Below are 22,283 nucleotides of genomic sequence, written 5' to 3' on the forward strand. Positions count from 1 at the left end.
AGACATGTCCAAGTTCTTCATCGACCGGCCCATCTTTGCCTGGGTGATCGCCCTGGTGCTGATGCTTGCCGGAGCGTTGGCGGTCCTCAAGCTGCCAGTCAACCAGTACCCGAGCATCGCACCGCCGAACGTCTCGATTTCGGTCAACTACCCGGGCGCTTCGGCGCGAACGGTTCAGGACACCGTCGTCCAGGTCATCGAACAGCAGCTCAATGGCCTCGATGGTCTGCGTTACATCTCATCGGAAAGTAACTCCGATGGCAGCATGACGATCAACGTGACGTTCGAGCAGGGCACCGACCCTGATATCGCGCAGGTGCAGGTACAGAACAAGCTGCAGCTCGCCACGCCGCTGCTGCCCCAAGCAGTTCAGCAGCAGGGCATACGTGTGTCGAAGTCGGCGCGCAACTTCCTGATGGTGGTGGCGCTGGTGTCCAAGGACGGGCAACAGAGCAACTTCGACCTGGCCAACTACATCGTCGCTAACGTGCAGGATCCAATTTCGCGTACGCCTGGTGTCGGTGACTTCCAGGTGTTCGGCGCCCAGTATGCGATGCGGATCTGGTTAGACCCGGCCAAACTGCAGCAGTACCAACTGACCGCAGTGGACGTCCGGTCTGCGATCCAGGAGCAGAACGTCCAGGTTTCATCCGGTCAGCTTGGTGGTTTGCCGGCGGTGGAAACCCAGCAGCTCAACGCCACGATCATTGGCAAGACCCGCCTGGAGACGCCGGAGCAGTTCGAGAAGATCTTGCTGAAGGTTAATGCCGATGGATCACAGGTGCGCCTGCGTGACGTGGCCAAGGTCGAGCTCGGCGCCGAAAGCTATGCAATTCGCGCCGAGTACAACGGCCGGCCTGCAGCAGGTTTGGGGATACGCCTGGCGGCGGGCGGCAACGCGCTTGATACCGCAACAGCGGTCCGCCAGACGATCTCCGAGCTGGAGCCTTTCTTCCCGCCTGGCGTCGAGGTGGTCTACCCCTACGACACCACGCCGGTCATCTCGGCCTCTATCGAAGGCGTAGTCCACACACTGATAGAAGCCTTCGTACTGGTGTTCCTGGTGATGTTCCTGTTCCTGCAGAACCTGCGGGCTACGCTGATCCCGACGCTGGCTGTACCAGTGGTGATCCTCGGTACTTTTGCGGTCCTGCTGACGTTCGGATACAGCATCAACACGCTCACCATGTTCGCCATGATTCTGGCGATCGGTCTGCTGGTGGACGATGCCATCGTGGTGGTGGAGAACGTCGAACGGGTGATGCGCGAGGAGGGTCTTTCCGCGCGTGAGGCGACGCGCAAGTCGATGGGACAGATCCAGGGCGCGCTAGTAGGCATCGGCGTGGTGCTTTCCGCTGTACTGTTGCCGATGGCGTTTTTCGGCGGCTCCACCGGGGTTATTTACCGTCAGTTCTCCATCACCATGGTTTCAGCCATGGTGCTCTCGGTACTGGTTGCGCTAATTTTCACGCCAGCGCTGTGCGCCACCATTCTTAAGCCGCATAGCGGCGATCATGAGGGTAAGCGAGGTTTCTTCGGCTGGTTCAACCGCACCTTCGAGCGCGGCACCCAGCGCTACGAGCGCGGTGTGACTGCTGTGCTGCGGCGCAAGGCACCCTACCTGCTGATGTATCTGCTTATCGTCGGCATCATGATCTGGATGTTCACACGCATTCCAACCGCCTTCCTTCCCGAGGAAGATCAGGGTGTGCTGTTCGCCCAGGTGCAAACACCTGCCGGTTCGTCTGCTAGCCGCACCCAGGAAGTCGTCGAGCAGATGCGGGATTATCTGTTGACCGAGGAAAGCGAGACGGTCAATTCAGTATTTACCATTACCGGCTTCAACTTCGCAGGCCGTGGCCAAAGTTCAGGCATGGCCTTCATCATGCTCAAGCCTTGGGAAGAACGCACCGAGCCCGGGCAGGGTGTATTCGAGCTAGCTGAGCGTGCCCAGGGGTACTTCTTCAGTCTCCGCGATGCCATGGTGTTCGCCTTCGCGCCGCCTGCGGTGATGGAGTTGGGGAACGCCACCGGGTTCGACGTATATCTGCAGGACCAGGCCGGGCTCGGCCATGAAGCCCTGAGCAAGGCGCGTGACCAGTTCATGCAGCTCGCCGCTGAGGACCAGACGCTCACCGGCGTTCGCTTCAACGGGATGCGCGACGAACCGCAGTACCGCCTGATCATCGACGACGAAAAGGCGCGTGCTCTTCAGGTTTCCCTTGCCGCGATCAACGACTCGCTGTCCATCGCCTGGGGCTCTAGCTACGTCAATGACTTCATTGATCGGGGGCGGGTCAAGCGCGTCTACATGCAGGGCGAACCTACTTCACGGATGAACCCGGAAGATCTCGGCAAATGGTATGTGCGCAACACTGCAGGCGAAATGGTGCCGTTTACTGCCTTCGCCACCGGTGAGTGGACGTATGGCCCGCCCAAGCTGACTCGTTTCAATGGCGTGCCGGCGATGGAAATTCTGGGAGCGGCTGCACCGGGCTACAGCTCCGGTGAGGCCATGGCGGCGGTCGAGCGGATCGCCGCGCAATTGCCGGCTGGCATCGGTTTCTCATGGACTGGCCAGTCCTATGAAGAGAGGCTGTCCGGATCGCAGGCACCGGCACTGTATGCCCTGTCGCTGCTGGTGGTATTCCTCGCGCTCGCGGCCCTGTACGAGAGTTGGTCGGTTCCGCTCTCGGTCATGCTCGTTGTGCCGCTGGGTATTGTTGGTGCGCTGGCGTTCACCATGGGGCGCGGGTTGTCGAATGACGTCTTCTTCCAAGTTGGTCTGCTGACCACCGTAGGCTTGTCGGCGCGTAACGCAATCCTGATCGTCGAGTTCGCCAAGACCTTGCACGAGCAGGGCATGACACTAACCGAGGCGGCGATCGAAGCCTGCCGCATTCGTTTACGTCCTATCATCATGACCTCACTGGCATTCATGCTCGGCGTACTTCCGCTGGCGATCTCCAGCGGGGCGGGTGCCGGCAGCAAACATGCGATCGGTACAGGTGTGATCGGCGGCATGCTCAGCGCCATGCTGTTGGCGATCTTCTGGGTGCCGCTATTCTATGTGCTGGTGTCTTCGCTGGGTAAGCGCAAAAAGACTGTGGGCGACGAGCAAAACGGAGAGGCGCAATGAACAAGTCAGTACTGAGCCTGGCGCTGATGGCAGCGCTGAGCGGTTGCTCGTTAATGCCTGATTACCAGCGCCCCGACGCACCAACGCCCGAGTCCTGGCCCGAGGGTGAGGCTTACATCGGTTCTGCCAGTGCGGTGAAAGGGCGACAGATGGAGATGGAGTGGCAGGCCTTCTTCAGGGATCCCGCCCTACGTGAGTTGATACGCGTAGCTCTGGAAAACAACCGCGACCTTCGGGTTGCGGCGCTGAATGTCGATGCGTATCGCGCGCTCTACCGTGTTCAGCGGGCCGATCTGTTGCCGCTGGTAAGTGGCGACGCGGCCGGCAGTCGTACTCGAACGCCTGGAGATCTGAACCAGACCGGCGACGGTGCCATCAGCAGCCAGTACAGCGCGACGCTCGGTGTCTCGTGGGAACTGGACTTGTTCGGGCGCCTGGGTAGTCTGCGTGAACAGGCGCTACAGCAGTATTTCGCCACCGAGGCAGCACAGCGGAGCACTCGGATCAGTCTGATCGCGAGCGTTGCCAATGCCTGGCTGACCTTGCAGGCCGATCAGGCTCTGTTGCAGGTGAGCCGTGACACGCTGAATGCCTATGAGGAAAGCCTCTCACTTACTCAGCGCAGCTTCGATGTCGGCGTAGCCTCGGCGCTCGAGCTGAGCCAGGCGCGCAGCGCGGTCGATACCGCACGAGTGGGGATCGAGCGTTATACCCGCCAGGTTGCCCAGGACCGCAACGCCCTCACGCTGCTGCTTGGCCAGAACATTCCATTGAACTTGCCGGCCGATGGTCGGCTGGAGCGCGACCTGCTGGCCACGGTTCCGGTAGGGCTACCGTCAGACTTGCTCTATAAGCGTCCGGACATCATTCAAGCTGAATATCAGCTACGCGCTGCCAACGCGAATATCGGGGCGGCAAGGGCGGCGTTCTTCCCGCGTATCAGCCTCACTGGTGCGGTAGGTACCGCGAGCAGTCAGCTGTCCGGGCTGTTCGATGGTGGCTCCAGCTACTGGAATTTTTCTCCGAGCATCAGTGTGCCAATCTTCAATGCCGGGCAGCTGCGTGCCAACCTCGACTACGCCGAGATCAGCCGCAACATCCAGGTAGCGCAGTATGAACAGGCAATCCAGACGGCGTTCCGTGAAGTGGCGGATGGGCTGGCTGCCCAGGCGACCTACGTTCGCCAGTTGCAGGCTCAGCGTGACTTGTTGGAGACCAGCGAAGATTACTATCGTCTCGCCGAGAGGCGTTACCGGACGGGCGTAGACAGCTACCTGACGTTGCTCGATGCACAGCGTCAGCTGTTCGAAGTGCAGCAGCAATACATAAGTGACCGTCTGGCACAGATGATCAGTGAAGTGGAGTTGTTCAAGGCGTTGGGTGGCGGTTGGGATGCTAACGCCGAGGCTATCCCAGGGCCGGGTTGAGTCTGTCTCGCGACGCTTGCCGTCGGTCGATGGTGTGATTACCGAGCTAACGTTCAAACAAAAAAACGCCGCCTTTGAGGGCGGCGTTTTTATTCGTGCGGCGTTTCAGCGATTGCGGGTCAGCAATGCTGGCTTCTCGCCGCGAGGCTTGGTTGGCAGCTGTTCCAATTGCTCAATGCTGGGCAGTCGGTCCAGTTTCGACTCCTTGTGGATGATGACCGGCTGCTTTTCCTTCGGCTTCTCCGCAACGTCCCGGCGGGCACCACCGCTGTCACCGTCGATCCGACGCCCTTCGTTCTTGCGGCGTGGCTGCGCGCCACGTGCAGGCTGCCCTTGACGCTTGCCTTTACCTTGAGCGCCTGCACTGGCAGCGCCGCTGCGTGGGGCTGCCGCGGCACGTGGCTGGCCAGCCGGTTGAGCCGGCGCGCCGGGACGACGGCCACGTCCCTGCTTGTTCTGGTAGGGACTGACATAGTCGACGCTGTTGCCGAAGTTATCGACTTCGTCATCAAGAAATTCGTCCGGAGCGCGATCATTCGGTAGGCGAGGCGGACGGCTCACCGGAGCTGCAGCTGTCTGCTCTGCTGAGCCCTGCGCTGGACGCGCACTGCGCGGCTTGTTGCGTCCGCGACGGTTGCGGTCACCCGCTTTCGGCTCGCTGGTTGCAGCTTCGGTGGTTTTCGCAGCGCGCTCAGGGCGTGGCTTGCGCTCGCCGTTACGTGGTGGACGCGGCTGGCGCGGTTCACGTACTTCAGGTTTTTCCGCCTCGATGGTGCTGGCGTCGAAGCCCAGCAAATCGCCGTCCGGAATCTTCTGCTTGGTCATCCGCTCGATGCCCTTGAGCAGCTTTTCCTCGTCGGGTGCAACCAGCGAAATTGCTTCACCGCTGCGGCCAGCCCGACCGGTACGTCCGATCCGGTGAACGTAGTCTTCCTCGACGTTCGGCAGCTCGAAGTTGACCACGTGAGGCAACTGGTCGATGTCCAGCCCGCGCGCGGCGATATCGGTGGCGACCAGGATACGTACCTGGTTGGCCTTGAAATCCGCTAGCGCCTTGGTACGCGCGTTCTGGCTCTTGTTACCGTGAATCGCGACTGCCGGCAGACCGTGCTTGTCGAGATACTCGGCAAGGCGGTTGGCGCCGTGCTTGGTGCGGGTAAACACCAGCACCTGTTCCCAGGCGCCTTTGGTGATCAGGTGTGCCAGCAGTGCACGCTTGTGCGAGGCCGGCAGGCGGAACGCGCGCTGCTCGATCCGCTCGACCGTGGTGTTCGGCGGCGTGACTTGAATCTTCTCCGGCTCGTGCAGCAACTTGCTGGCGAGATTGGTGATGTCTTGGGAGAAAGTGGCCGAGAAGAGCAGGTTCTGGCGCTTGGTCGGCAGCTTGGCCAGGACCTTCTTGACGTCATGGATGAAGCCCATGTCGAGCATGCGGTCGGCTTCATCGAGGACCAGAATCTCTACATGAGAGAGGTCGACGGCCTTCTGGTTCGCCAAGTCGAGCAAGCGGCCCGGGCAGGCGACAAGCACGTCGAGGCCCTTTGCAATGGCTTGAACCTGCGGGTTCATGCCCACGCCTCCGAAAATCACCGCGCTTTTCAGCGGCAGGTCGCGGGCGTACAGCTTGAAGCTATCGTGTACCTGGGCGGCGAGCTCACGTGTTGGCGTCAGCACCAGTACGCGCGGCTGGCGCGGACCGTGGCGGTGCTCGCGGTCAGGATGGCCGCCTGGGAAAAGAATTTCGAGTACGGGGAGGGCAAAGCCACCGGTCTTGCCGGTTCCCGTCTGTGCAGCGACCATCAGGTCGCGTCCTTGCAACACGGCGGGAATGGCCCGCTGTTGCACCGGTGTAGGCTGGGTGTAACCGGCGGCCTCGACGGCACCGGCCAAAGCCTCGGAGAGACCGAGGGAAGCAAAGGACATGAGTAATCCTGTCTTGTGTAGGGCGTTGCCCTGGGATGGTCATGCCTGGCTCGAATCGCGACTGGCGTGCGATCCCGTCCGGTCCTGCCGCATTTGACGATGCTGGCATCCGGGCGTAAGCCTGGCGGAAGCGCGGAGTATAACAGAGCCTGTTAACGCCGCATTGGTAGGACAGTGTGGCAGTTCTCAGGTTCATTGGCCAGCTCCCTGTTTCGCAGGGAGCTGAGCAAGTTCAGCGAACCAGCTTTAAGTTTTCCCAGACGGCCAGGCTGGGTTCGGCCTGGTTCAGGGTATAGAAGTGCAGCCCAGGCGCGCCACCGGCGAGCAGTTTCTCGCACATCTCGGTGATCACTTGCGTGCCGAAAGCCTGGATGCTTTCGATGTCGTCGCCGTAGGCTTCCAGCTGCTTGCGCACCCAGCGTGGAATTTCCGCACCGCAGGCGTCGGAGAAGCGCGCCAGCTTGCTGTAGTTGGTGATCGGCATGATGCCCGGGACGATCGGCATATCCACGCCCAGCTTGCGCACACGCTCGACGAAGTAGAAGTAGCAGTCGGCGTTGAAGAAATACTGGGTGATGGCGCTGTCAGCACCGGCCTTGGCCTTGCGCACGAAATTGGCCAGGTCATCTTCGAAATGGCGCGCCTGCGGATGCATCTCCGGATAAGCCGCGATTTCTATATGGAAATGATCGCCCGTTTCGGCGCGAATGAATTCCACCAGCTCATTGGCATAGCGCAGCTCGCCGCTGGCCATGCCCATGCCGGAGGGCAGGTCGCCGCGCAGGGCGACGATGCGCTGGATCCCGGCGTCCTTGTAGATGTTCAGCAGTTCGCGCAACTCAGCCTTGGTGTCGCCAACGCAGGACAGATGCGGCGCCGTGGAGACCTTCACTTCGCCGTCGAGCTGCAGCACGGTATTTAGGGTGCGATCACGCGTCGAACCGCCGGCACCGTAGGTGCAGGAGAAGAAGTCCGGCTTGTATTCGGCCAGGCGCCTGGCGGTGGCCAGAAGTTTTTCGTGTCCGGCGTCGGTCTTGGTCGGGAAGAACTCGAAGCTGAAGCTATGGCTACGTGTTTGTGACATGACAATTCCTTTCGGCAGTCAGCCACACCGCGCTTACCCGAGCTGGCTCGTGCAAAGCGCTGGTGCGGCTCTGGCCGTTATTAGTAGCGGTAGCTATCCGGCTTGAACGGACCTTCGACTTCCACGCCAATGTACTCGGCCTGGGTCGGGGTCAGGCGGGTGATGACCCCACCGAAGCCCTTGACCATTTCGGCTGCAACTTCCTCGTCGAGCTTTTTCGGCAGCACCATGACCGTGACGTTCTTGGTCTTTTCGATAACCGGCAGGTCAGCGAACTTCTCGTTGAACAGGTGGATCTGCGCCAGCACCTGGTTGGCGAACGAACCATCCATGATCCGGCTCGGGTGGCCGGTTGCGTTGCCCAGGTTCACCAGACGGCCTTCGGCCAGCAGAATCAGGTAATCATCGTTATGCGCATCGAAGCTGCCCGGGCCGGTGCGGTGGATCTTGTGCACCTGCGGCTTGACCTCTTCCCATGCCCAGTTCTTGCGCATGAAGGCGGTATCGATCTCGTTGTCGAAGTGGCCGATGTTGCACACCAGCGCGCGCTTTTTCAGCGCCTTGAGCATGCCGGCGTCGCACACGTTGGCATTGCCAGTGGTGGTGACGATCAGGTCGATCTTGCCCAGCAGGGCTGCGTCGATGCAGGCGTCGGTGCCGTCGTTGAGGCCGTCCTTGTAAGGAGACACCAGCTCATAGCCATCCATGCAGGCCTGCATGGCGCAGATCGGGTCGACTTCCGAAACCTTGACGATCATGCCTTCCTGACGCAGCGACTGCGCCGAGCCCTTGCCCACGTCGCCATAGCCGATCACCAGTGCCTGCTTGCCGGAGAGCAGGTGGTCGGTGGCGCGCTTGATGGCGTCGTTAAGGCTGTGACGGCAGCCGTACTTGTTGTCATTCTTGCTCTTGGTGACCGAGTCGTTCACGTTGATCGCCGGGATCTTCAGGGTGCCTTTCTTCAGCATGTCCTGCAGGCGATGTACGCCAGTAGTGGTTTCCTCGGTGACGCCATGCACGCGCTCGAGCACCTGTGGGTACTTGTCGTGCAGGATCTGGGTCAGGTCGCCGCCGTCGTCGAGGATCATGTTGGCGTCCCACGGCTGGCCGTCCTTGAGGATGGTCTGCTCAATGCACCACTCATACTCTTCTTCAGTTTCGCCTTTCCAAGCGAATACCGGGATGCCGGCAGCAGCGATGGCGGCGGCGGCCTGGTCCTGAGTCGAGAAGATGTTGCAACTGGACCAGCGGACTTCGGCGCCGAGGGCGGTCAGCGTCTCGATCAGGACGGCGGTCTGGATGGTCATGTGGATGCAGCCGAGGATCTTTGCGCCTTTCAGCGGCTGCTCGCCTGCGTACTTGTGGCGCAGGCCCATCAGGGCAGGCATTTCCGATTCGGCGATGATGATCTCGCGACGGCCCCAGTCAGCCAGGGAAATGTCGGCGACCTTGAAATCGTTGAAGCCGGCAGGCGTCATGACAGCGCTCATTGAAGAGTTCTCCATTCGTTTTGTGCGAATGGGCGCCGTTGATGCGTATGGTTAACGCCCTATCCGAGCCTGACAGGTGAAACCTGATTTGGATCTGCTGCGGCGCGACAGATAAGCCGCGTGGCTTGTGAGATCCAAAACAGGCTTTCGCCCTGCTGCAGCGCCCCTCGGACAGGTGGCGGGCACGGCCGAACAGTGCCGGCGGTGTGAAGCCCGGCGATTATAGCCGCGCCCGCAGAAGATCCCAAGCCCGGCGAAGTGCTCTCGGTCAGTGACCGCCGCTGTCGCGCGTGCAGATCTGCCGAACCAGCCTGCCAATGCTCAATCCCTGGACCAGAATCGAGAACAGCACGATGAGATAGGTGATGTTCAGCAGCAGATTGCGTTCGTCGCTTGCCGGCAATGCCAGCACCAGCGCGACAGAAATTCCGCCTCGCAGCCCACCCCAAGTAAGGATGCGTACCGTTCCATTGGGCAGGGCGCGACCCATCTTGCGCAGCAACAGCGCGGGCGGCCCGACGGCCACCAGGCGCGTGCCCAGAATCAACAGCGTGATGCACAGTGCGATCAGCAGGTATTCCGCGCTGAATGGCAGCAGCACCAGTTCCATGCCGATCAGCACGAACAGCACCGCGTTGAGGATCTCGTCGAGCAGCTCCCAGAAATTGTCCAGGTTCTCCCGGGTATGATCCGACATCGCGTGGCGCCGCCCCTGGTTACCGATGATCAGGCCGGCCACCACCATCGCGATCGGACCGGAAAGGTGCAGATGGGTTGCCAGGGTGTAGCCACCCAGAACCAGCGCCAGGGTCAGCAGGACCTCCACTTGGTATTGGTCGATGCTCTTGAGTAGGGCAAAGGTCAATGCGCCGAGCAGCGCACCGAGCAGCATGCCGCCGCCGGCTTCCTCGACGAACAGCCAGACAGCCTCACCTGCGCCCGGAGCCTCCCCCCGAGCCAGCACACCCAGAAGCACGGTGAACACCACCACCGCGACGCCGTCATTGAACAGTGACTCACCGACGATGGTGGTTTCCAGCGCTTTTGGCGCGCCGGCTGAGCGCATGATGCCGAGCACGGCGATCGGGTCGGTCGGCGAGATCAGCGCGCCGAACAGCAGGCAATAGATCAACGGCGGCTGCAACCCGAACAGATCGAGGATCCACCAGCTACCGAAGCCGATCACCGCAGTGGAGAACAGGACGCCTACGGTGGCCAGCAAACCGATCGCCCAGCGGCGGGCACGTAGATCAGCCAGGTTGATGTGCAGCGCACCGGCAAAGAGCAGAAACGACAACATCCCGTCCATCAACAGGTGATTGAAGTCGATTCGCCCGACCAGCGCCTCGATCTGCGCTTCCAGCAGCGGCAGGCCCAGCATGGTCAAACCATGAAGCAGCAGCGAAAACACCAGTGCTGTGGCCATTACGCCGATGGTGGGTGGCAAGCCGATGAAACGGTAGTTGAGGTAGGCGAGCAGTGCAGTGAGGCTGATGAAAATGGCCGAAAGTTCGAGCATGGGGTCCTCAGGTCAGCATCGATAGCGAATGCAGAGTGGACTAGGTTTCGAGGCAAATGGTGCCAGGCGAATCGCGAACTCAGCTACGGATCGAAGGGTCGAAGGATAAGGTTCGGTGAACCTCGCCGGGCGAGTGATCCTTTCAGGAGCTGCCAACATGAACCTCTTGTTTCGTTCTGTTCTGCTAGCCATTGCGGCCGGGTTGAGCCTGCCGGCTGCCGCCAATTCCTGCTACGTCAGCGCCGAAACCTCCGGCGCAGTGCCGCCCCCGGTGGTGACCGAAAAGTGTTTTCGCTACGAGGGCATGCAAGACAACAACATCGACTGGGTCTGTCAAAACAACGAGGCGGTGAAGAATTCTCGGCGGGAGATCCTCGAAAGTTGCCCATCCGGCCACTTCGGCGTGTGTACTGCCGCGTTGACGCCCGCGACGCTGGCCAACGAGCGCGCCACTGGCAGTCAGGCCGCCAGCACGCCCGCGCCCACCACGGTGCCCGAGCAGGCACGCATCGTCACCTTCTACTACAAGGCAACGGACCACGCCCAGGCCAAGGTCGATTGTGAAAGCGCGGGTGGTGAATGGTCGCAGTAGGCTTGTGACGTTTGGTGATACGGCCGGCAGGGGCGATAATCGCCGGCCGTTGTATTTCCGAGTGGTAGAACCATGAAGCTGTTGCCGTTGAGTGTGTCGCTGGTCGCCGTGTTGGCGCTGTTGGCTGGCTGTGATCGCATCGATCCCAACTCTCCGCTCGGCAAACGCAAGGCGATCTATCAGCAGATGCTCGACGTCAAAGAGGACCTGGGCGGCATGCTGCGCGGTCGCCTGCCGTTCGATCCAGAAGGCTTCACCAGCGGAGCGGCGAAGCTGGATCAGCTGTCCCGTCAGCCCTGGCAGCATTACCCAGAAGTGAAGGAAGCGCAGAGCGACGCCCGCGACGATGTATGGCAACAGCAGGCGCGATTCAACCAGATGGCCCGAGAGCTAGAAGCCCGAACTGCTGCGCTCGTCGCCGCGACCACTCAGACGCCGGTAACGACCGAAAGCGTTGCACCGGCGTTTCAGCAGGTAGAAGACGCCTGCGAAGCGTGCCACAAGGAATTCCGCGCTTATTGATCGAGGCGGCGCACCGATCAGCGCTTGGCCGCTTCCAGCTCCTTGCGGGCCTGATCCAAGCGCCTTTTACTCACTTCGATCACCTGAGGGTCGCCTGTTCCCAAGGCCTCGCGCAGCTGCGCTTCACGCGTCGTAGCCAGGCGCATCGCGCGTTCGATCTCGGCGTGGTTGGGTTGCAACGGGACCACGCCGCTGCAGCGCTCGGTCAGGTGTTGCAGTTGAGCCTCTAGTATCGCGCGCTGACTGCTGTCGCCCTTCAAGCGTGCATCCTTGATTTGCTGGCTGATGCGCTCGCGCGGTTCGCTGCAGGCTGCGTCCGTCTCTGCGATGGCCATCGTCGGCACACTGCAACAGAAGCAGATCAGCAGATACGCGAGGGGATTGTGCCGGCCGGTCATGCACAGGTCCTTTTTGTTGTTGTGATGTCATAAGACTGGAGTCCGGCAGTGAAGTGCCCTCAGAATCCGGCGATGCCGACCTCATGCAGTTGCTGACGCAGCCGAAGGATTTCCGGCGCCGTGAAGAAGGTCCGAAGCTGCTTAGCGCGTGTCGCCCCGATGCCGGGCTCGGACTGCCATTGCGTCAGGGAGATTGCCTCTAGGTCGTCCCAGCTGTCGGCCGGTATTGCATCTGCACCCGGTGGCGCGCCGAGCGCTCGTAGCCAACTGGCGAGAGGGCGGGCGCGTGCCAGCTGGAAACTGGCGACCAGTGTGCTGGCGCTGGCTTCGCCGATACCTGGCACCTGTTGCAAACGACGCTGATCGAGGTGCAGCCAGTCAAGTAGGCCATCGACCAGCCTGGCATCCACCAATGCCTGCCAAGTCCCCGGCCCCAAGTGGGGCAGGTCGAGCCCTTTCTTTCCGCTGAGCCAGACGAGGCGTGCGACGAACTGCTGATCACAGCCGGGGGCCGTATGCCAGCAACTCATGAAGTGGTAGTCGTCCGGCGTGGGCGCTTCGACTCGCCGCCGCTGCTGCATGCGCCAGACGACACGCTCGAAGCGTGGGATGGTCAGGCCGGCCAGGGCGATCGCGACCTGATCGTCAGGTTGTACGTCTGCCTGCTGCCAACGCCTCACGGACCCGAGGCTGACGCGGCTGACAAGGCGGTCATCGAGCTGTACCGGCTCCAGTTGCAGTACCGGTGTGATTCTGCCGCTGCGACCGATGCTGAACGTCACCTCGCGCACCTGGGTAACGGCTGTGCGCAGCGGATATTTCCAGGCAATTGCCCAGTGCGGCGGCTGGGCCTGCCAGCGGGTGGCGTCCGGGCGCTCACCCTGGCGCAGCACGATCCCATCACTGGCGAACGGAAGACTATGGCGGAACCAGTGGTCACGCCAATGGCCAGCTTGTTCCGCAGTTTCCAGCGGCACGGTCAGTGCAGCGCTTTCATCGAATCCCATCGCCACCAGGCCGGCGAGGCGAGATCGCATGTCGGACGGGCCGTTGGGCCAGTCCCAGATGAACAAGCCGATCTGTGCGGCGGTCGCCTCATCCAGCACCAACCTCGCCATCGCTCCGGTGACCTTGCTGCGCGCCCCGGCACTGCCGGCTTGCGCTTGCACGTGGTTCTGCACGCGCCAGTAGAGCTCGCCCTGCAGGATCAACTCTTCTTTAATCGGCAGCTGCAGCTGTATGGCCTGCAGTTGCCGGGCGCGGTCGGTCCAGTCCTGTCCATGGCTGCCGTCGCCGCGGCTCACCACCCGGACCAGTGAACCCTGTTGGTAATGCAACGTTACCGCGACGCCATCGACTTTGGGCTGGACCCACACATCCGAGCGGGCCGTGAGCCAGTCCTTGACCGCCTCGGCATCGGCGAGCTTGGCCAGGCCGGTCTGAGCGACTGGATGGGCAATGGGCCCGTCGCTGCCGTCGAGCGGGTCTGCAGCTGTTGCTGCGCTGTCAGTCGCAAAGCAGGCTTGCCATTGCTCCAGACGCCGCCGGGTCTGGTCGTAGATTTCGTCGTCGACCAGCGAGAGACCGCGCCGATGGTAGGCGTCGTCCCATTGCGCCACCTGGGCGGCCAAGGCTGCGATCTCCGTTTCAGCGCGGCGGTTCGGCCAGTCAGGGCAATCGGCCATTGCCAGGCAGGAAAGGGTACAGAGTGCTGTCGCAATCAAGCGCTGCATAGAGAGCATCCTTGCTCGTTGAGGTCGCCCATTCTGCTCCGCAGGGTCAGCTGAGGCCGTGCGCTAGCGCATGTTGAACAATTCCTGATGGAAATCGCTGGCTGGCAGGCCGTGCTCGGTCAGGTCTTGGCGCAGTTTGCTGCCGAAGCGGGCCGGCCCGCAGAACCAGACGTCACGCTGCAGCCAGTCTGGCACCTCTTGGCGGATCTGGTCAGGCGTGAGTCGACCATGCTCCCTGGCCACCTGTACGTGCAGACGTATCCGGGCGGACGCAGCGAGTGCTTGCAGCTGCGCGATGAAGCGTTGGTCCGGTGCGCTGGTGCAATAGAACAGATCGATGGTGTTGTCCGTATTGCTGCCCGCCAGCGCCTGCAGCCGGCTCATGAACGGGGCGACTCCAATGCCTCCCGCTACCCAGATTTGCCCGGCTTTGTGTCCGCCGAAATCAAAGCAGCCGTAAGGGCCTTCTACCGTAACCGCATCGCCGTTGCGCAGGGTTTGCGGCAAACGGCGGGTGTAGTCCCCGAGCCCCTTGATCGCGAAGGAGAGCTTGCCGTCGTTTTGCCAGGCACTGGAAAGACTGAAAGGATGTGGTCCTTCCTTTTCCTCAAAGCTGGCAAAGGCAAATTGTCCGGGTTTGTGGCCGGGCCAGGGCCCTTCCAGCGATACATTCACATGCAGGACCTGATTGTCGGGGTGGTAGGTCAGGCCATCGACGCGGCCCACAACCTGATGTGCGCGTCCGACCTGGCGCAGCAGCGAAACAGTAGCGGCAAAGGTCCCGCCAATAAGCAACACAGCTATCACCGCACCCAGTAGGGTCTGCCAATAGGCGGGTGGCATCAGCATGAGGCTGTGTACCGCCAGCACCAGATAGACCAGTGCCAGCCAGCGATGGGTTTTGAAGAACCAGCGGTACGGGAACTGTTTTATCAGTGCGAGAACAATCAGTAACGCGGCGACATAGAAGGCCCATTCGCCGATGTCCTCAGCGAACCCCCGTTGCCCATGCAGCCAGCCGAGCAGGCCATCCTTGGCTTTGCCGGCGCCGCGTCGGGCAGGGGCTGCGAGCCAGCCCAACCCCACCAGCCATTTCGGAATCTGCGCCCAGCCCCAATGTACGGTTGATACCACCAACACGCCGATTCCCAGCCATTTATGCAGCCGATAGCTCTTGTCCAGGCCACCCAGCAGGCGCTCCAGCCACTGGGGGCGGATGGCGAGGTAGATCGCCACGCTCATTGCGCTGATGGCAAGAGCGCCACTGTAGTGAACCATGTCTGCGCGCAGCGGCCAGAAACGGGGATAGCCGCCAGTGATGCCGCCCGCAGTAGCGAGCCAGAGAAGGGTCACGGTGATGAACAATGTGACTAAGGCCAGTCTGATCCGTTGCATGGCGGTGCCCCCTGCTGTGATGAAGCATGAGAAGCATGCGCTTGCGATGCAGTGGTGGGCATGATCGTTATCAACGGCATTGATTAGTGAGCTAATTAACTGCGTCGTACAATTGCCAACCAAATGTTTTGCGGAGTGATTCATCAGTGCAACCCGTGATCACCATCGAGCACCTCACCAAGACCTACGCGTCGGGGCATCCAGCGCTCAAGCAGATCGATCTGGAGATCCACAAGGGCGAGATCTTTGCCCTGCTCGGGCCCAACGGGGCGGGCAAAACCACGCTGATCAGCATCATCTGCGGGATCGTCAATCCCGGTAGCGGTCGCGTGCGGGTCGATGGCTTCGACATCATCGATGATTACCGCGCCGCACGTTCCAAGATCGGCCTGGTGCCGCAGGAGCTCTTCAATGAAGGCTTCGAGAGTGTCTGGGCGACGGTGCGCTTTTCCCGCGGACTGTTCGGCAAGGCGCCAGATGACGCCTACCTGGAGCAATTGCTCCGCGACCTGTCGCTTTGGGACAAGAAGAGCGCGCGCATTATCGAGCTGTCCGGCGGCATGAAGCGCCGCGTGATGATCGCCAAGGCCCTGTCCCACGAACCGACCATTCTGTTTCTCGACGAGCCCACGGCGGGCGTTGACGTCGAGCTGCGCCGCGATATGTGGGAGATGGTCCGCCGTCTGCGTGAGCGCGGGGTAACCATCATCCTGACTACGCACTACATCGAAGAGGCCGAGGAGATGGCTGATCGCATCGGCGTGATCAGCAAGGGCGAGATCATCCTGGTCGAGGACAAGAAAGCGCTGATGCAGAAGCTTGGCACCAAGCAGCTGACCCTGCATTTGCAACGGCCGCTGGCCGAGATTCCGGCGGATCTGGCCAGCTATCCGCTCGAACTGGTCGACTCGGGCAATCAGCTGGTGTTCACCTTCGATGCTCAGCATGAAGACACTGGTATTGCCGAGCTACTCAGGCGGCTGGCGGCGCACGGCATCGATTTTAAGGATCTGCAGTCGAGTCAGAGTTCGCTGGAAGAAATCTTCGTCAGCTTGGTAAAGGGCAGCCGCACATGAATTTCCACGCAATTCGCGCCATCTACCTGTTTGAACTGGCGCGCACCTGGCGCACGCTGCTGCAGAGCATCGCCACGCCGGTCATTTCCACTTCGCTGTACTTCGTGGTGTTTGGTTCGGCCATCGGCTCGCGGATGGAGGCGATGCACGGCATCCCTTACGGTGCCTTCATCATCCCCGGCCTGATCATGATGGCGCTGCTTACCGAGAGCATTTCCAATGCGTCGTTCGGCATCTATATGCCGCGCTATTCGGGGACTATCTACGAAGTGCTGTCCGCGCCAGTGTCGTACCTGGAGATTGTCATCGGCTATGTCGGCGCCGCGGCGACCAAGTCGATCATTCTCGGCTTGGTGATTCTGCTGACGGCTCGGTTATTCGTCGATTACGAGATCGCGCACCCGTGGGTGATGGCGCTGTTCCTGGTGCTCACCGCGGTGACCTTCTGCCTGTTCGGTTTCATCATCGGCATCTGGGCAGATGGTTGGGAAAAGCTGCAGATCGTGCCGTCACTGATCGTCATGCCGCTGGCCTTTCTAGGCGGCAGCTTCTATTCCATCGAAATGCTGCCGCCGCTCTGGCAGAAGGTCACGCTGTTCAACCCGGTGGTGTACCTGATCAGTGGCTTCCGCTGGAGTTTCTACGGGGTTTCCGACGTTAACGTCGGTATAAGCCTGGCCATGACGCTGGGCTTCCTGGCGCTGTGTCTGGTGCTGATCTGGTGGATCTTCAAGACGGGTTATCGCCTGAAGAATTGAGCCGGGCGGGGCTTCTCCATGCGCTGACCATCTCGTAGGGTGGGCCGCGCGGCGTTCCGCTTCAATCCACCGCGTCGCTGGCAGGTCCGTGGTGGTGGGCTGAAGCCCACCCTACGGTTTGGGGCGGGTCGAGGCCGAAGCGGTGCTGCGGGGCGTCGGCCTTGTCGGGGTGGTAGAGAACCGTCGCAGCTGTAAAAAAGCCCCGTCCGGCTTTCGCTGGCGGGGCTTTTTCATGCGCTTGGCCGTCTCGTAGGGTGGGCCGGGCGGCGTTCCGCTTCAGCCCACCGAGTTGGCGACAGCTCCGCGGGGTTGGCTAAAGCCCACCCTACGGATTGGAGGCGGGTCAGAGCCCGGCAGCAGCGCGCAGGGCGTCGGCTTTGTCGGTCTTTTCCCAGGTGAAGGCGGTGAAGGTGTCGTTACCGACCGTCATTTCAACTGGAGTACGACCGAAGTGGCCATAGGCGGCGGTGGCCTTGTACATCGGGTGCAGCAGGTCGAGCATGGTGGTGATCGCGTAGGGACGCAGATCGAAATGCTCGCGCACCAGGGCAACGATCTTCTCGTCGCTGAGCTTGCCTGTGCCGAAGGTGTTGATCGAGATCGAGGTCGGCTGCGCCACGCCAATGGCGTAAGAAACCTGGATTTCGCAGCGTTCGGCCAGGCCGGCAGCAACGATGTTCTTCGCCACATAACGGCCAGCGTAGGCAGCCGAACGGTCGACCTTGGATGGGTCCTTGCCGGAGAAGGCGCCGCCGCCGTGACGGGCCATGCCGCCGTAGGTGTCGACGATGATCTTGCGCCCGGTCAGGCCGCAGTCGCCCACCGGGCCGCCGATGATGAACTGGCCGGTCGGGTTGATATGGAACTGGGTGTCCTTGTGCAGCAGTTCGGCCGGGATCACGTGCTTGACGATCAGCTCCATCACCGCTTCCTTGAGGTCGGAATGCTTGACCTCCGGGTTGTGCTGGGTGGATAGCACGATGGCGTCGATACCGACCACTTTGCCGCCTTCGTAACGGCAGGTGACCTGGCTCTTGGCATCCGGACGCAGCCACGGCAGCAGGCCGTTCTTGCGTGCTTCGGCCTGGCGCTCGACCAGTGCGTGGGAGAAGCGGATCGGAGCCGGCATCAGCACGTCGGTTTCGTTGCTGGCGTAGCCGAACATCAGGCCCTGATCGCCGGCGCCCTGGTCTTCCGGCTTGCTGCGGTCGACGCCTTGGGCGATGTCCACCGACTGCTTGCCGATGATGTTGATGATGCCGCAGGTGGCGCCATCGAAGCCGACTTCCGAGCTGTTGTAGCCGATGTCGATGATGACGTCGCGTACCAGCTGCTCGAGGTCGACCCAGGCGCTGGTGGTGACTTCGCCAGCGACGATCGCAACGCCGGTCTTGACCAGCGTCTCACAGGCCACGCGGGCGTGCTTGTCCTCGGCGATGATGGCGTCCAGCACCGCATCGGAAATCTGGTCGGCAATCTTGTCCGGGTGCCCTTCGGACACGGACTCGGAGGTGAAAATCGAATATTCGCTCATCTATCGGTTCCTAATTACCGGTGGGTGAGTCGGCTGTCAGGGGCGAGCCGGGAAAAGTACCGGGTCTGGATCTGAAAACCGTTCTTCAAGCCAATGTAGAGGCTCTCGCCGGGCGTGAGCCCCGCGGCATCGGCCCAACGGGCCAGATCATCCTGTTCGAAGCCCAACCAGAGGTCGCCGCAGGCCTCCCTGGCCCAACTCTGGTTGTGGCTGCACAGCTCGGTGATCAGCAGGCTACCGCCCATGTTCACCAGCCGTGCAAGTTGCTTGAGTGCTTCACCCGGCGCCGCCAGATGATGCAAAACCATGTTCAGCACGACGCAATCTGCCGATGGGCATTCGTCCTGCAAGGCGTCGGCAAGTTTCAATTCGACGTTTTCCAGCGCATCCCGCTCGCAACGTGAGCGAGCCAGCTCGAGCATCGCCGCACTGTTGTCCACCGCGATCACTCGAGCGAACCGATGTGCCAGTTCGGGCAGAAAGCTACCGTCGCCGGGGCCTACTTCAAGCGCTGTTGCCTGGGCTGGAAGATTCAGCGCATCGAGCAGTGCGACCACGCTGTCGCGGTACTGTGGGAAGCCGGCAATCATGTCCTGCCGCGCCTGAAAGCTACCGGCCATCCTTGCGAAGAAGTCTTCGCTGGCGGCACTGCGCTGAGCATGCACTGCGGCAATGCGCGCCTGCACATCGAGCGGCAGGCTCAGCTGATCCACCTCGTCGAGCAGGGCTGCATGCACCCTGCCGCCAAGGTTGTCGCTCTGGGGCAGGGCGCGGCGATAGAAGATCGCATTGCCTTCTCGGCGCGTCGCCAGCAGGCCAGCCTGGGTCAGTACCTTGAGGTGATGGCTGATGCCGGATTGTCCGGTGGCAAAAATCTGCGCCAGCTCGAGCACGCCGAACGAGTCGCTGGCCAGCGCGCGCAGTACGTTCAGCCGCAGCGAATCGCCGCCGGCCTTGCACAGGGCGGCGAGCTGATCGCTGTCGTCGAAAGATATCTGGGGAATGCGCAGGCTCATAGGCGACGCAGTCTAGTCGGTCGATTTTCGTCCAGCAATGCCAATATCAAAAAGTTTTGATATTGGACAAGCGACGCCTTAGCTGATCAGGCTGTTGACGCCCATGCCGCAGGACACCAGACCCAGCGCCAGTAGAAAGAAATTGGGCAGCAGATCGAGTAGCCCCTGCAGGCGGTCATTGCTCGACAACTGGCGTGACACCAGGCTGTAGGTGATCAAAATCGAAACATCGACTAGTGCCCAGATGGCGATCAGCGCCAGCGCCTGCGGCGCGAAGGGTTGCGCCGGCAAAATGAAGCCTGGCAGAAAGGCGAGAAAGAACAGGATGTCCTTGGGGTTGGACAGTCCGACCGCCATGGCCCGCCAGAAGTAATGCGATTGCGGGCGCGGCAGCTCCTTAGCTTCTTCGCCACCACCCCCGCAGAGGCCGTCGGCACCGAGCCAGATCAGGTAGAGCCCGCCGAGCACCTGGCCCCATTCGAGAATTACCGGTTTCAGGTCCAGGGCCAGGTAGATCACCATCAGCGCAGCGATCAACAGCATTTGCGCCGACAGCACACCGCCGAGAATGGTCCAGGCCGGCCAGCTGCGTCGGGCGTCGGCGACAACCAGCGCGACGACCGGGCCAGGGGAGGCGATCAGCAAAGCGACCGCGGCGGCAAAGGCGAGATAGGTGGCGTTCATAGCTCGGTTACCAGTTCGAAGATGCGCGATTGCTTGCCCAGCTTTTCGGTGTAGAAGCGCAGGTTGCAGCTGGCGAACGTGCGCTGCATCCAGCGATCGCTGCCATCGAAACGGGCGGTGAAGGGGCTGCGTGCGTGTGCCGTGCGGCGGTTGTCGATGACCAGCAGATCGCCGCGAGTGAGGCGCACCGGCTCGACCACTTCCCAGGCAACGGCGCGCAGTCGGTCCAGCGCGCGCTGAGCCCGGTCGCTGTAGGCGACCATGAATTGCGGATCGAAGCGCAGAAAGGGGGCGTCAGGGTCGCCGTACAGCACGGTCTGATGCTTGTTGATATCGATGCGCTGGTTCTTTTCGCTGTGGCCGTAGTCGGACAGAAAGTTGTAGGGCTCGTTGAGAAAGAACACCTGGTCTTCGTAGGAAAGTCGCTCGAGGATGCGCTCGGCCGACGCGATGTAGGTGACGGCCTCGGCGGCCGGATCCTGACGCAGGCAGAGCAGCAGCAGGTAGTCCGGCTGGATGGCGTGGAAGGCGTTTTCGGTGTGCAGGTCGAGTTCAGTGTCGAAGCTGTCCGAGGTCGCGGCACGTGACTGCGTCTGCTGCGGGAAGAAATTGTTGACGATGCAACCGCCCGATTCCTGCACGTAGCCGATCGGCTCTCCCAGCAGCGCGGTGGCTTGCAAGAGCAGGCGCTCGCTGCGGTCGTCGACCTTGTTCAGGTCGGTGCGTGAGGCGGGTGTCGGCGGTATCTCACCGATTTCCGTGTCTTCCAACAGGACAAAACCCTTGGCATTGCCGAACAGCTTGAAATCAAGGATGTCCGCTATCTGCGCCTGACTGAGCCCCCCGTGACGAATACTGGCAGACAAAAGTTGATCGAACTCGCGAGTGGGCATGTCATCCTTCCCTAGCGTTATACAAGGCAGAGGCCTCTTATTGGGTCGGTGCCAACGCATGGCTGGCCCGATTGCCGGCGAGTATTGGTGGGCCCTGGAGGGTTGCAAAATGGAAAAAACGGCCATCTCCGATGAGTTTTACTCATGCCGGAGGCTGGGGGTATGACGTTGCGCATGCCGCCGCTTTACGCGCTGCGTGCCTTTGAGGTCGCGGCGCGCTTCGGGTCATTTACACAGGCCGCTGAAAGCCTGTGCATCACCCAGAGTGCTGTCAGTCGGCACGTGAAGACGCTGGAGGAAAGCCTCGGCTGCTCGCTTTTCGAGCGGCGCGGTTCGAGGTTGGCGCTGACCGACACCGGACGGCTGCTTGCGCAGGAGCTCAAGGTCGGCTTCCGTACCATCGAAAACGCCTGCATCGCCATTAACCGGCAGCAGGACGCGCTCCGGCTGAAAGCGCCCTCGACCCTGACCATGCGCTGGCTGCTCGGTGCGCTGGAGAATTTCCAGCTCACCCATCCGCAGGATCGCGTGCAACTGACCAGTGCCTGGATGGACCTCGATTCGGTGGACTTCCACAACGAGCCCTTCGATTGCGCCATCCTGCTGGGGCATGGCGGGTTTCCGGCAGACTGGAACCGGATCAAGTTGTTCGATGAATGGCTGGTGCCGGTGTGTTCACCGGACTATCAGGGGGGATCACCCTGGACGGCTGCACGCCTCGCTGATGCAGAGCTGATTCACCCGTCGCGCGACTGCCGAGACTGGCGCCGCTGGCTGCAACGGGTCGGTTGGGTCGAGGCTGTCGCCTGGCAGCAGGGCAAGCTGTTCGACACGCTGGAGCTTGGGATCTCCGCTGCAGCGCAGGGGCATGGCATCTCAATCGGCGATCTGGCCCTGGTCGACGCCGAGTTGCGCAAAGGCTCGCTGATGCTGCCGTTCGACCAGGCGGTGCGCTCCGGCGACAGCTATTACCTGGTCTGGCCGGCGGCGGGAGAGCCGCCCCTGACGCTGACGCGCATGAAGGACTATTTGCTGCAACATCTGCCGGACATCGGCAGCTGTGGCGTCAGTCTGCTCGACTAATTAGGGGGCATTGGCGG

General features: G+C 61.6%; 18 protein-coding genes and 1 riboswitch. Of the genes, 7 read left to right on the top strand and 11 right to left on the bottom strand.

All coding sequences use genetic code 11. The features are described 5' to 3' along the window. Positions 1-4: 4 nt before the first annotated feature. The gene (locus ACIGHL_RS14715) at positions 5-3,139 is read left to right on the top strand and encodes an efflux RND transporter permease subunit (protein ID WP_128120378.1); all 3,135 of its coding nucleotides are present in this window, start codon (positions 5-7) and stop codon (positions 3,137-3,139) included. Continuing rightward, the gene (adeC, locus tag ACIGHL_RS14720) at positions 3,136-4,566 is read left to right on the top strand and encodes an AdeC/AdeK/OprM family multidrug efflux complex outer membrane factor (RefSeq protein ID WP_128120377.1); all 1,431 of its coding nucleotides are present in this window, start codon (positions 3,136-3,138) and stop codon (positions 4,564-4,566) included. Before ACIGHL_RS14715 ends, adeC begins: the two co-directional genes overlap by 4 nt. Positions 4,567-4,671: 105 nt before the next feature. On the opposite strand, the gene rhlE2 is transcribed toward adeC, so the two are convergent. The 4 genes from rhlE2 to ACIGHL_RS14740 form a co-directional block, all read right to left on the bottom strand. After that, complete coding sequence (gene rhlE2, locus ACIGHL_RS14725) at positions 4,672-6,489, bottom strand: RNA helicase RhlE2 (protein WP_128120376.1); 1,818 nt, start codon at positions 6,487-6,489, stop codon at positions 4,672-4,674. A gap of 232 nt (positions 6,490-6,721) precedes the next feature. Beyond that, positions 6,722-7,573 carry a methylenetetrahydrofolate reductase [NAD(P)H] gene (gene metF, locus ACIGHL_RS14730; RefSeq protein WP_128120375.1) on the bottom strand — a complete coding sequence of 284 codons (852 nt, stop codon included), beginning with the start codon at positions 7,571-7,573 and terminating at the stop codon, positions 6,722-6,724. A gap of 80 nt (positions 7,574-7,653) precedes the next feature. Further along, entirely contained in the window at positions 7,654-9,063 is a 1,410-nt protein-coding gene (gene ahcY / locus ACIGHL_RS14735) for an adenosylhomocysteinase (RefSeq protein ID WP_128120374.1), read from the bottom strand. 23 nt (positions 9,064-9,086) lie between these two features. Then, a riboswitch (S-adenosyl-L-homocysteine riboswitch) is annotated at positions 9,087-9,238 on the bottom strand. Between the two features lie 93 nt (positions 9,239-9,331). Further along, positions 9,332-10,582: a cation:proton antiporter gene (locus ACIGHL_RS14740; protein ID WP_128120373.1), complete on the bottom strand. Its 1,251-nt coding sequence runs from the start codon at positions 10,580-10,582 to the stop codon at positions 9,332-9,334. 157 nt (positions 10,583-10,739) lie between these two features. Between ACIGHL_RS14740 and ACIGHL_RS14745 the strand changes: the two genes are divergently transcribed. Together ACIGHL_RS14745 and ACIGHL_RS14750 are read left to right on the top strand one after the other, a co-directional pair. Further along, the gene (locus tag ACIGHL_RS14745; protein WP_128120372.1) at positions 10,740-11,174 is read left to right on the top strand and encodes a hypothetical protein; all 435 of its coding nucleotides are present in this window, start codon (positions 10,740-10,742) and stop codon (positions 11,172-11,174) included. A gap of 72 nt (positions 11,175-11,246) precedes the next feature. Beyond that, entirely contained in the window at positions 11,247-11,696 is a 450-nt protein-coding gene (locus tag ACIGHL_RS14750) for a c-type cytochrome (RefSeq protein ID WP_128120371.1), read from the top strand. Positions 11,697-11,713: 17 nt separating this feature from the next. Here the strand turns inward: ACIGHL_RS14750 and ACIGHL_RS14755 are convergent, their stop codons facing one another. The 3 genes from ACIGHL_RS14755 to ACIGHL_RS14765 all read right to left on the bottom strand — a co-directional run bounded on the left by ACIGHL_RS14755 (position 11,714) and on the right by ACIGHL_RS14765 (position 15,222). Beyond that, positions 11,714-12,094, bottom strand: a complete 381-nt coding sequence (locus tag ACIGHL_RS14755; protein ID WP_128120370.1) for a DUF1090 family protein — start codon at positions 12,092-12,094, stop codon at positions 11,714-11,716. Between the two features lie 59 nt (positions 12,095-12,153). After that, positions 12,154-13,827: an NAD-dependent DNA ligase LigB gene (gene ligB / locus ACIGHL_RS14760; RefSeq protein WP_216707052.1), complete on the bottom strand. Its 1,674-nt coding sequence runs from the start codon at positions 13,825-13,827 to the stop codon at positions 12,154-12,156. Positions 13,828-13,890: 63 nt separating this feature from the next. Further along, positions 13,891-15,222 carry a ferredoxin reductase family protein gene (locus ACIGHL_RS14765; protein WP_128120369.1) on the bottom strand — a complete coding sequence of 444 codons (1,332 nt, stop codon included), beginning with the start codon at positions 15,220-15,222 and terminating at the stop codon, positions 13,891-13,893. A gap of 146 nt (positions 15,223-15,368) precedes the next feature. On the opposite strand from ACIGHL_RS14765, the gene ACIGHL_RS14770 reads away from it, so the two are divergent. Both ACIGHL_RS14770 and ACIGHL_RS14775 read left to right on the top strand, forming a co-directional pair. After that, positions 15,369-16,298 (top strand): ABC transporter ATP-binding protein, encoded by a 930-nt coding sequence (locus tag ACIGHL_RS14770; RefSeq protein WP_128120368.1) that lies wholly within the window; start codon positions 15,369-15,371, stop codon positions 16,296-16,298. Continuing rightward, the gene (locus ACIGHL_RS14775) at positions 16,295-17,056 is read left to right on the top strand and encodes an ABC transporter permease (RefSeq protein ID WP_045423768.1); all 762 of its coding nucleotides are present in this window, start codon (positions 16,295-16,297) and stop codon (positions 17,054-17,056) included. The genes ACIGHL_RS14770 and ACIGHL_RS14775 overlap by 4 nt, the downstream gene beginning before the upstream one ends. A gap of 343 nt (positions 17,057-17,399) precedes the next feature. On the opposite strand, the gene metK is transcribed toward ACIGHL_RS14775, so the two are convergent. The 4 genes from metK to ACIGHL_RS14795 form a co-directional block, all read right to left on the bottom strand. Continuing rightward, positions 17,400-18,590: a methionine adenosyltransferase gene (gene metK, locus ACIGHL_RS14780; protein ID WP_128120367.1), complete on the bottom strand. Its 1,191-nt coding sequence runs from the start codon at positions 18,588-18,590 to the stop codon at positions 17,400-17,402. 14 nt (positions 18,591-18,604) lie between these two features. Continuing rightward, complete coding sequence (locus ACIGHL_RS14785) at positions 18,605-19,606, bottom strand: ArsR/SmtB family transcription factor (protein WP_128120366.1); 1,002 nt, start codon at positions 19,604-19,606, stop codon at positions 18,605-18,607. Between the two features lie 78 nt (positions 19,607-19,684). Next, positions 19,685-20,290, bottom strand: a complete 606-nt coding sequence (locus tag ACIGHL_RS14790) for a LysE family translocator (RefSeq protein WP_128120365.1) — start codon at positions 20,288-20,290, stop codon at positions 19,685-19,687. Then, positions 20,287-21,183, bottom strand: a complete 897-nt coding sequence (locus tag ACIGHL_RS14795) for a TauD/TfdA family dioxygenase (protein WP_128120364.1) — start codon at positions 21,181-21,183, stop codon at positions 20,287-20,289. The genes ACIGHL_RS14790 and ACIGHL_RS14795 overlap by 4 nt, the downstream gene beginning before the upstream one ends. A 162-nt stretch (positions 21,184-21,345) precedes the next feature. Between ACIGHL_RS14795 and ACIGHL_RS14800 the strand changes: the two genes are divergently transcribed. Beyond that, entirely contained in the window at positions 21,346-22,266 is a 921-nt protein-coding gene (locus tag ACIGHL_RS14800) for a LysR substrate-binding domain-containing protein (RefSeq protein ID WP_128120363.1), read from the top strand. Positions 22,267-22,283: the final 17 nt, after the last annotated feature.

This window comes from Pseudomonas sp. NPDC077451 (assembly GCF_044543345.1).
Taxonomy (GTDB): Bacteria; Pseudomonadota; Gammaproteobacteria; order Pseudomonadales; family Pseudomonadaceae; genus Stutzerimonas.

What these genes read in the sequence shown, in the direction of transcription:
- ACIGHL_RS14775 (WP_045423768.1), top strand. Translation starts at nt 16,295, where the DNA reads ATGAATTTCCACGCAATTCGCGCCATCTACCTGTTTGAACTGGCGCGC.
- ACIGHL_RS14765 (WP_128120369.1), bottom strand. Translation starts at nt 15,222, where the DNA reads ATGCAACGGATCAGACTGGCCTTAGTCACATTGTTCATCACCGTGACC.
- rhlE2 (WP_128120376.1), bottom strand. Translation starts at nt 6,489, where the DNA reads ATGTCCTTTGCTTCCCTCGGTCTCTCCGAGGCTTTGGCCGGTGCCGTC.
- ACIGHL_RS14750 (WP_128120371.1), top strand. Translation starts at nt 11,247, where the DNA reads ATGAAGCTGTTGCCGTTGAGTGTGTCGCTGGTCGCCGTGTTGGCGCTG.
- ACIGHL_RS14740 (WP_128120373.1), bottom strand. Translation starts at nt 10,582, where the DNA reads ATGCTCGAACTTTCGGCCATTTTCATCAGCCTCACTGCACTGCTCGCC.
- adeC (WP_128120377.1), top strand. Translation starts at nt 3,136, where the DNA reads ATGAACAAGTCAGTACTGAGCCTGGCGCTGATGGCAGCGCTGAGCGGT.
- ACIGHL_RS14800 (WP_128120363.1), top strand. Translation starts at nt 21,346, where the DNA reads ATGACGTTGCGCATGCCGCCGCTTTACGCGCTGCGTGCCTTTGAGGTC.
- metK (WP_128120367.1), bottom strand. Translation starts at nt 18,590, where the DNA reads ATGAGCGAATATTCGATTTTCACCTCCGAGTCCGTGTCCGAAGGGCAC.
- ACIGHL_RS14745 (WP_128120372.1), top strand. Translation starts at nt 10,740, where the DNA reads ATGAACCTCTTGTTTCGTTCTGTTCTGCTAGCCATTGCGGCCGGGTTG.
- ACIGHL_RS14755 (WP_128120370.1), bottom strand. Translation starts at nt 12,094, where the DNA reads ATGACCGGCCGGCACAATCCCCTCGCGTATCTGCTGATCTGCTTCTGT.
- ACIGHL_RS14785 (WP_128120366.1), bottom strand. Translation starts at nt 19,606, where the DNA reads ATGAGCCTGCGCATTCCCCAGATATCTTTCGACGACAGCGATCAGCTC.
- metF (WP_128120375.1), bottom strand. Translation starts at nt 7,573, where the DNA reads ATGTCACAAACACGTAGCCATAGCTTCAGCTTCGAGTTCTTCCCGACC.
- ahcY (WP_128120374.1), bottom strand. Translation starts at nt 9,063, where the DNA reads ATGAGCGCTGTCATGACGCCTGCCGGCTTCAACGATTTCAAGGTCGCC.
- ACIGHL_RS14795 (WP_128120364.1), bottom strand. Translation starts at nt 21,183, where the DNA reads ATGCCCACTCGCGAGTTCGATCAACTTTTGTCTGCCAGTATTCGTCAC.
- ligB (WP_216707052.1), bottom strand. Translation starts at nt 13,827, where the DNA reads ATGCAGCGCTTGATTGCGACAGCACTCTGTACCCTTTCCTGCCTGGCA.
- ACIGHL_RS14790 (WP_128120365.1), bottom strand. Translation starts at nt 20,290, where the DNA reads ATGAACGCCACCTATCTCGCCTTTGCCGCCGCGGTCGCTTTGCTGATC.
- ACIGHL_RS14715 (WP_128120378.1), top strand. Translation starts at nt 5, where the DNA reads ATGTCCAAGTTCTTCATCGACCGGCCCATCTTTGCCTGGGTGATCGCC.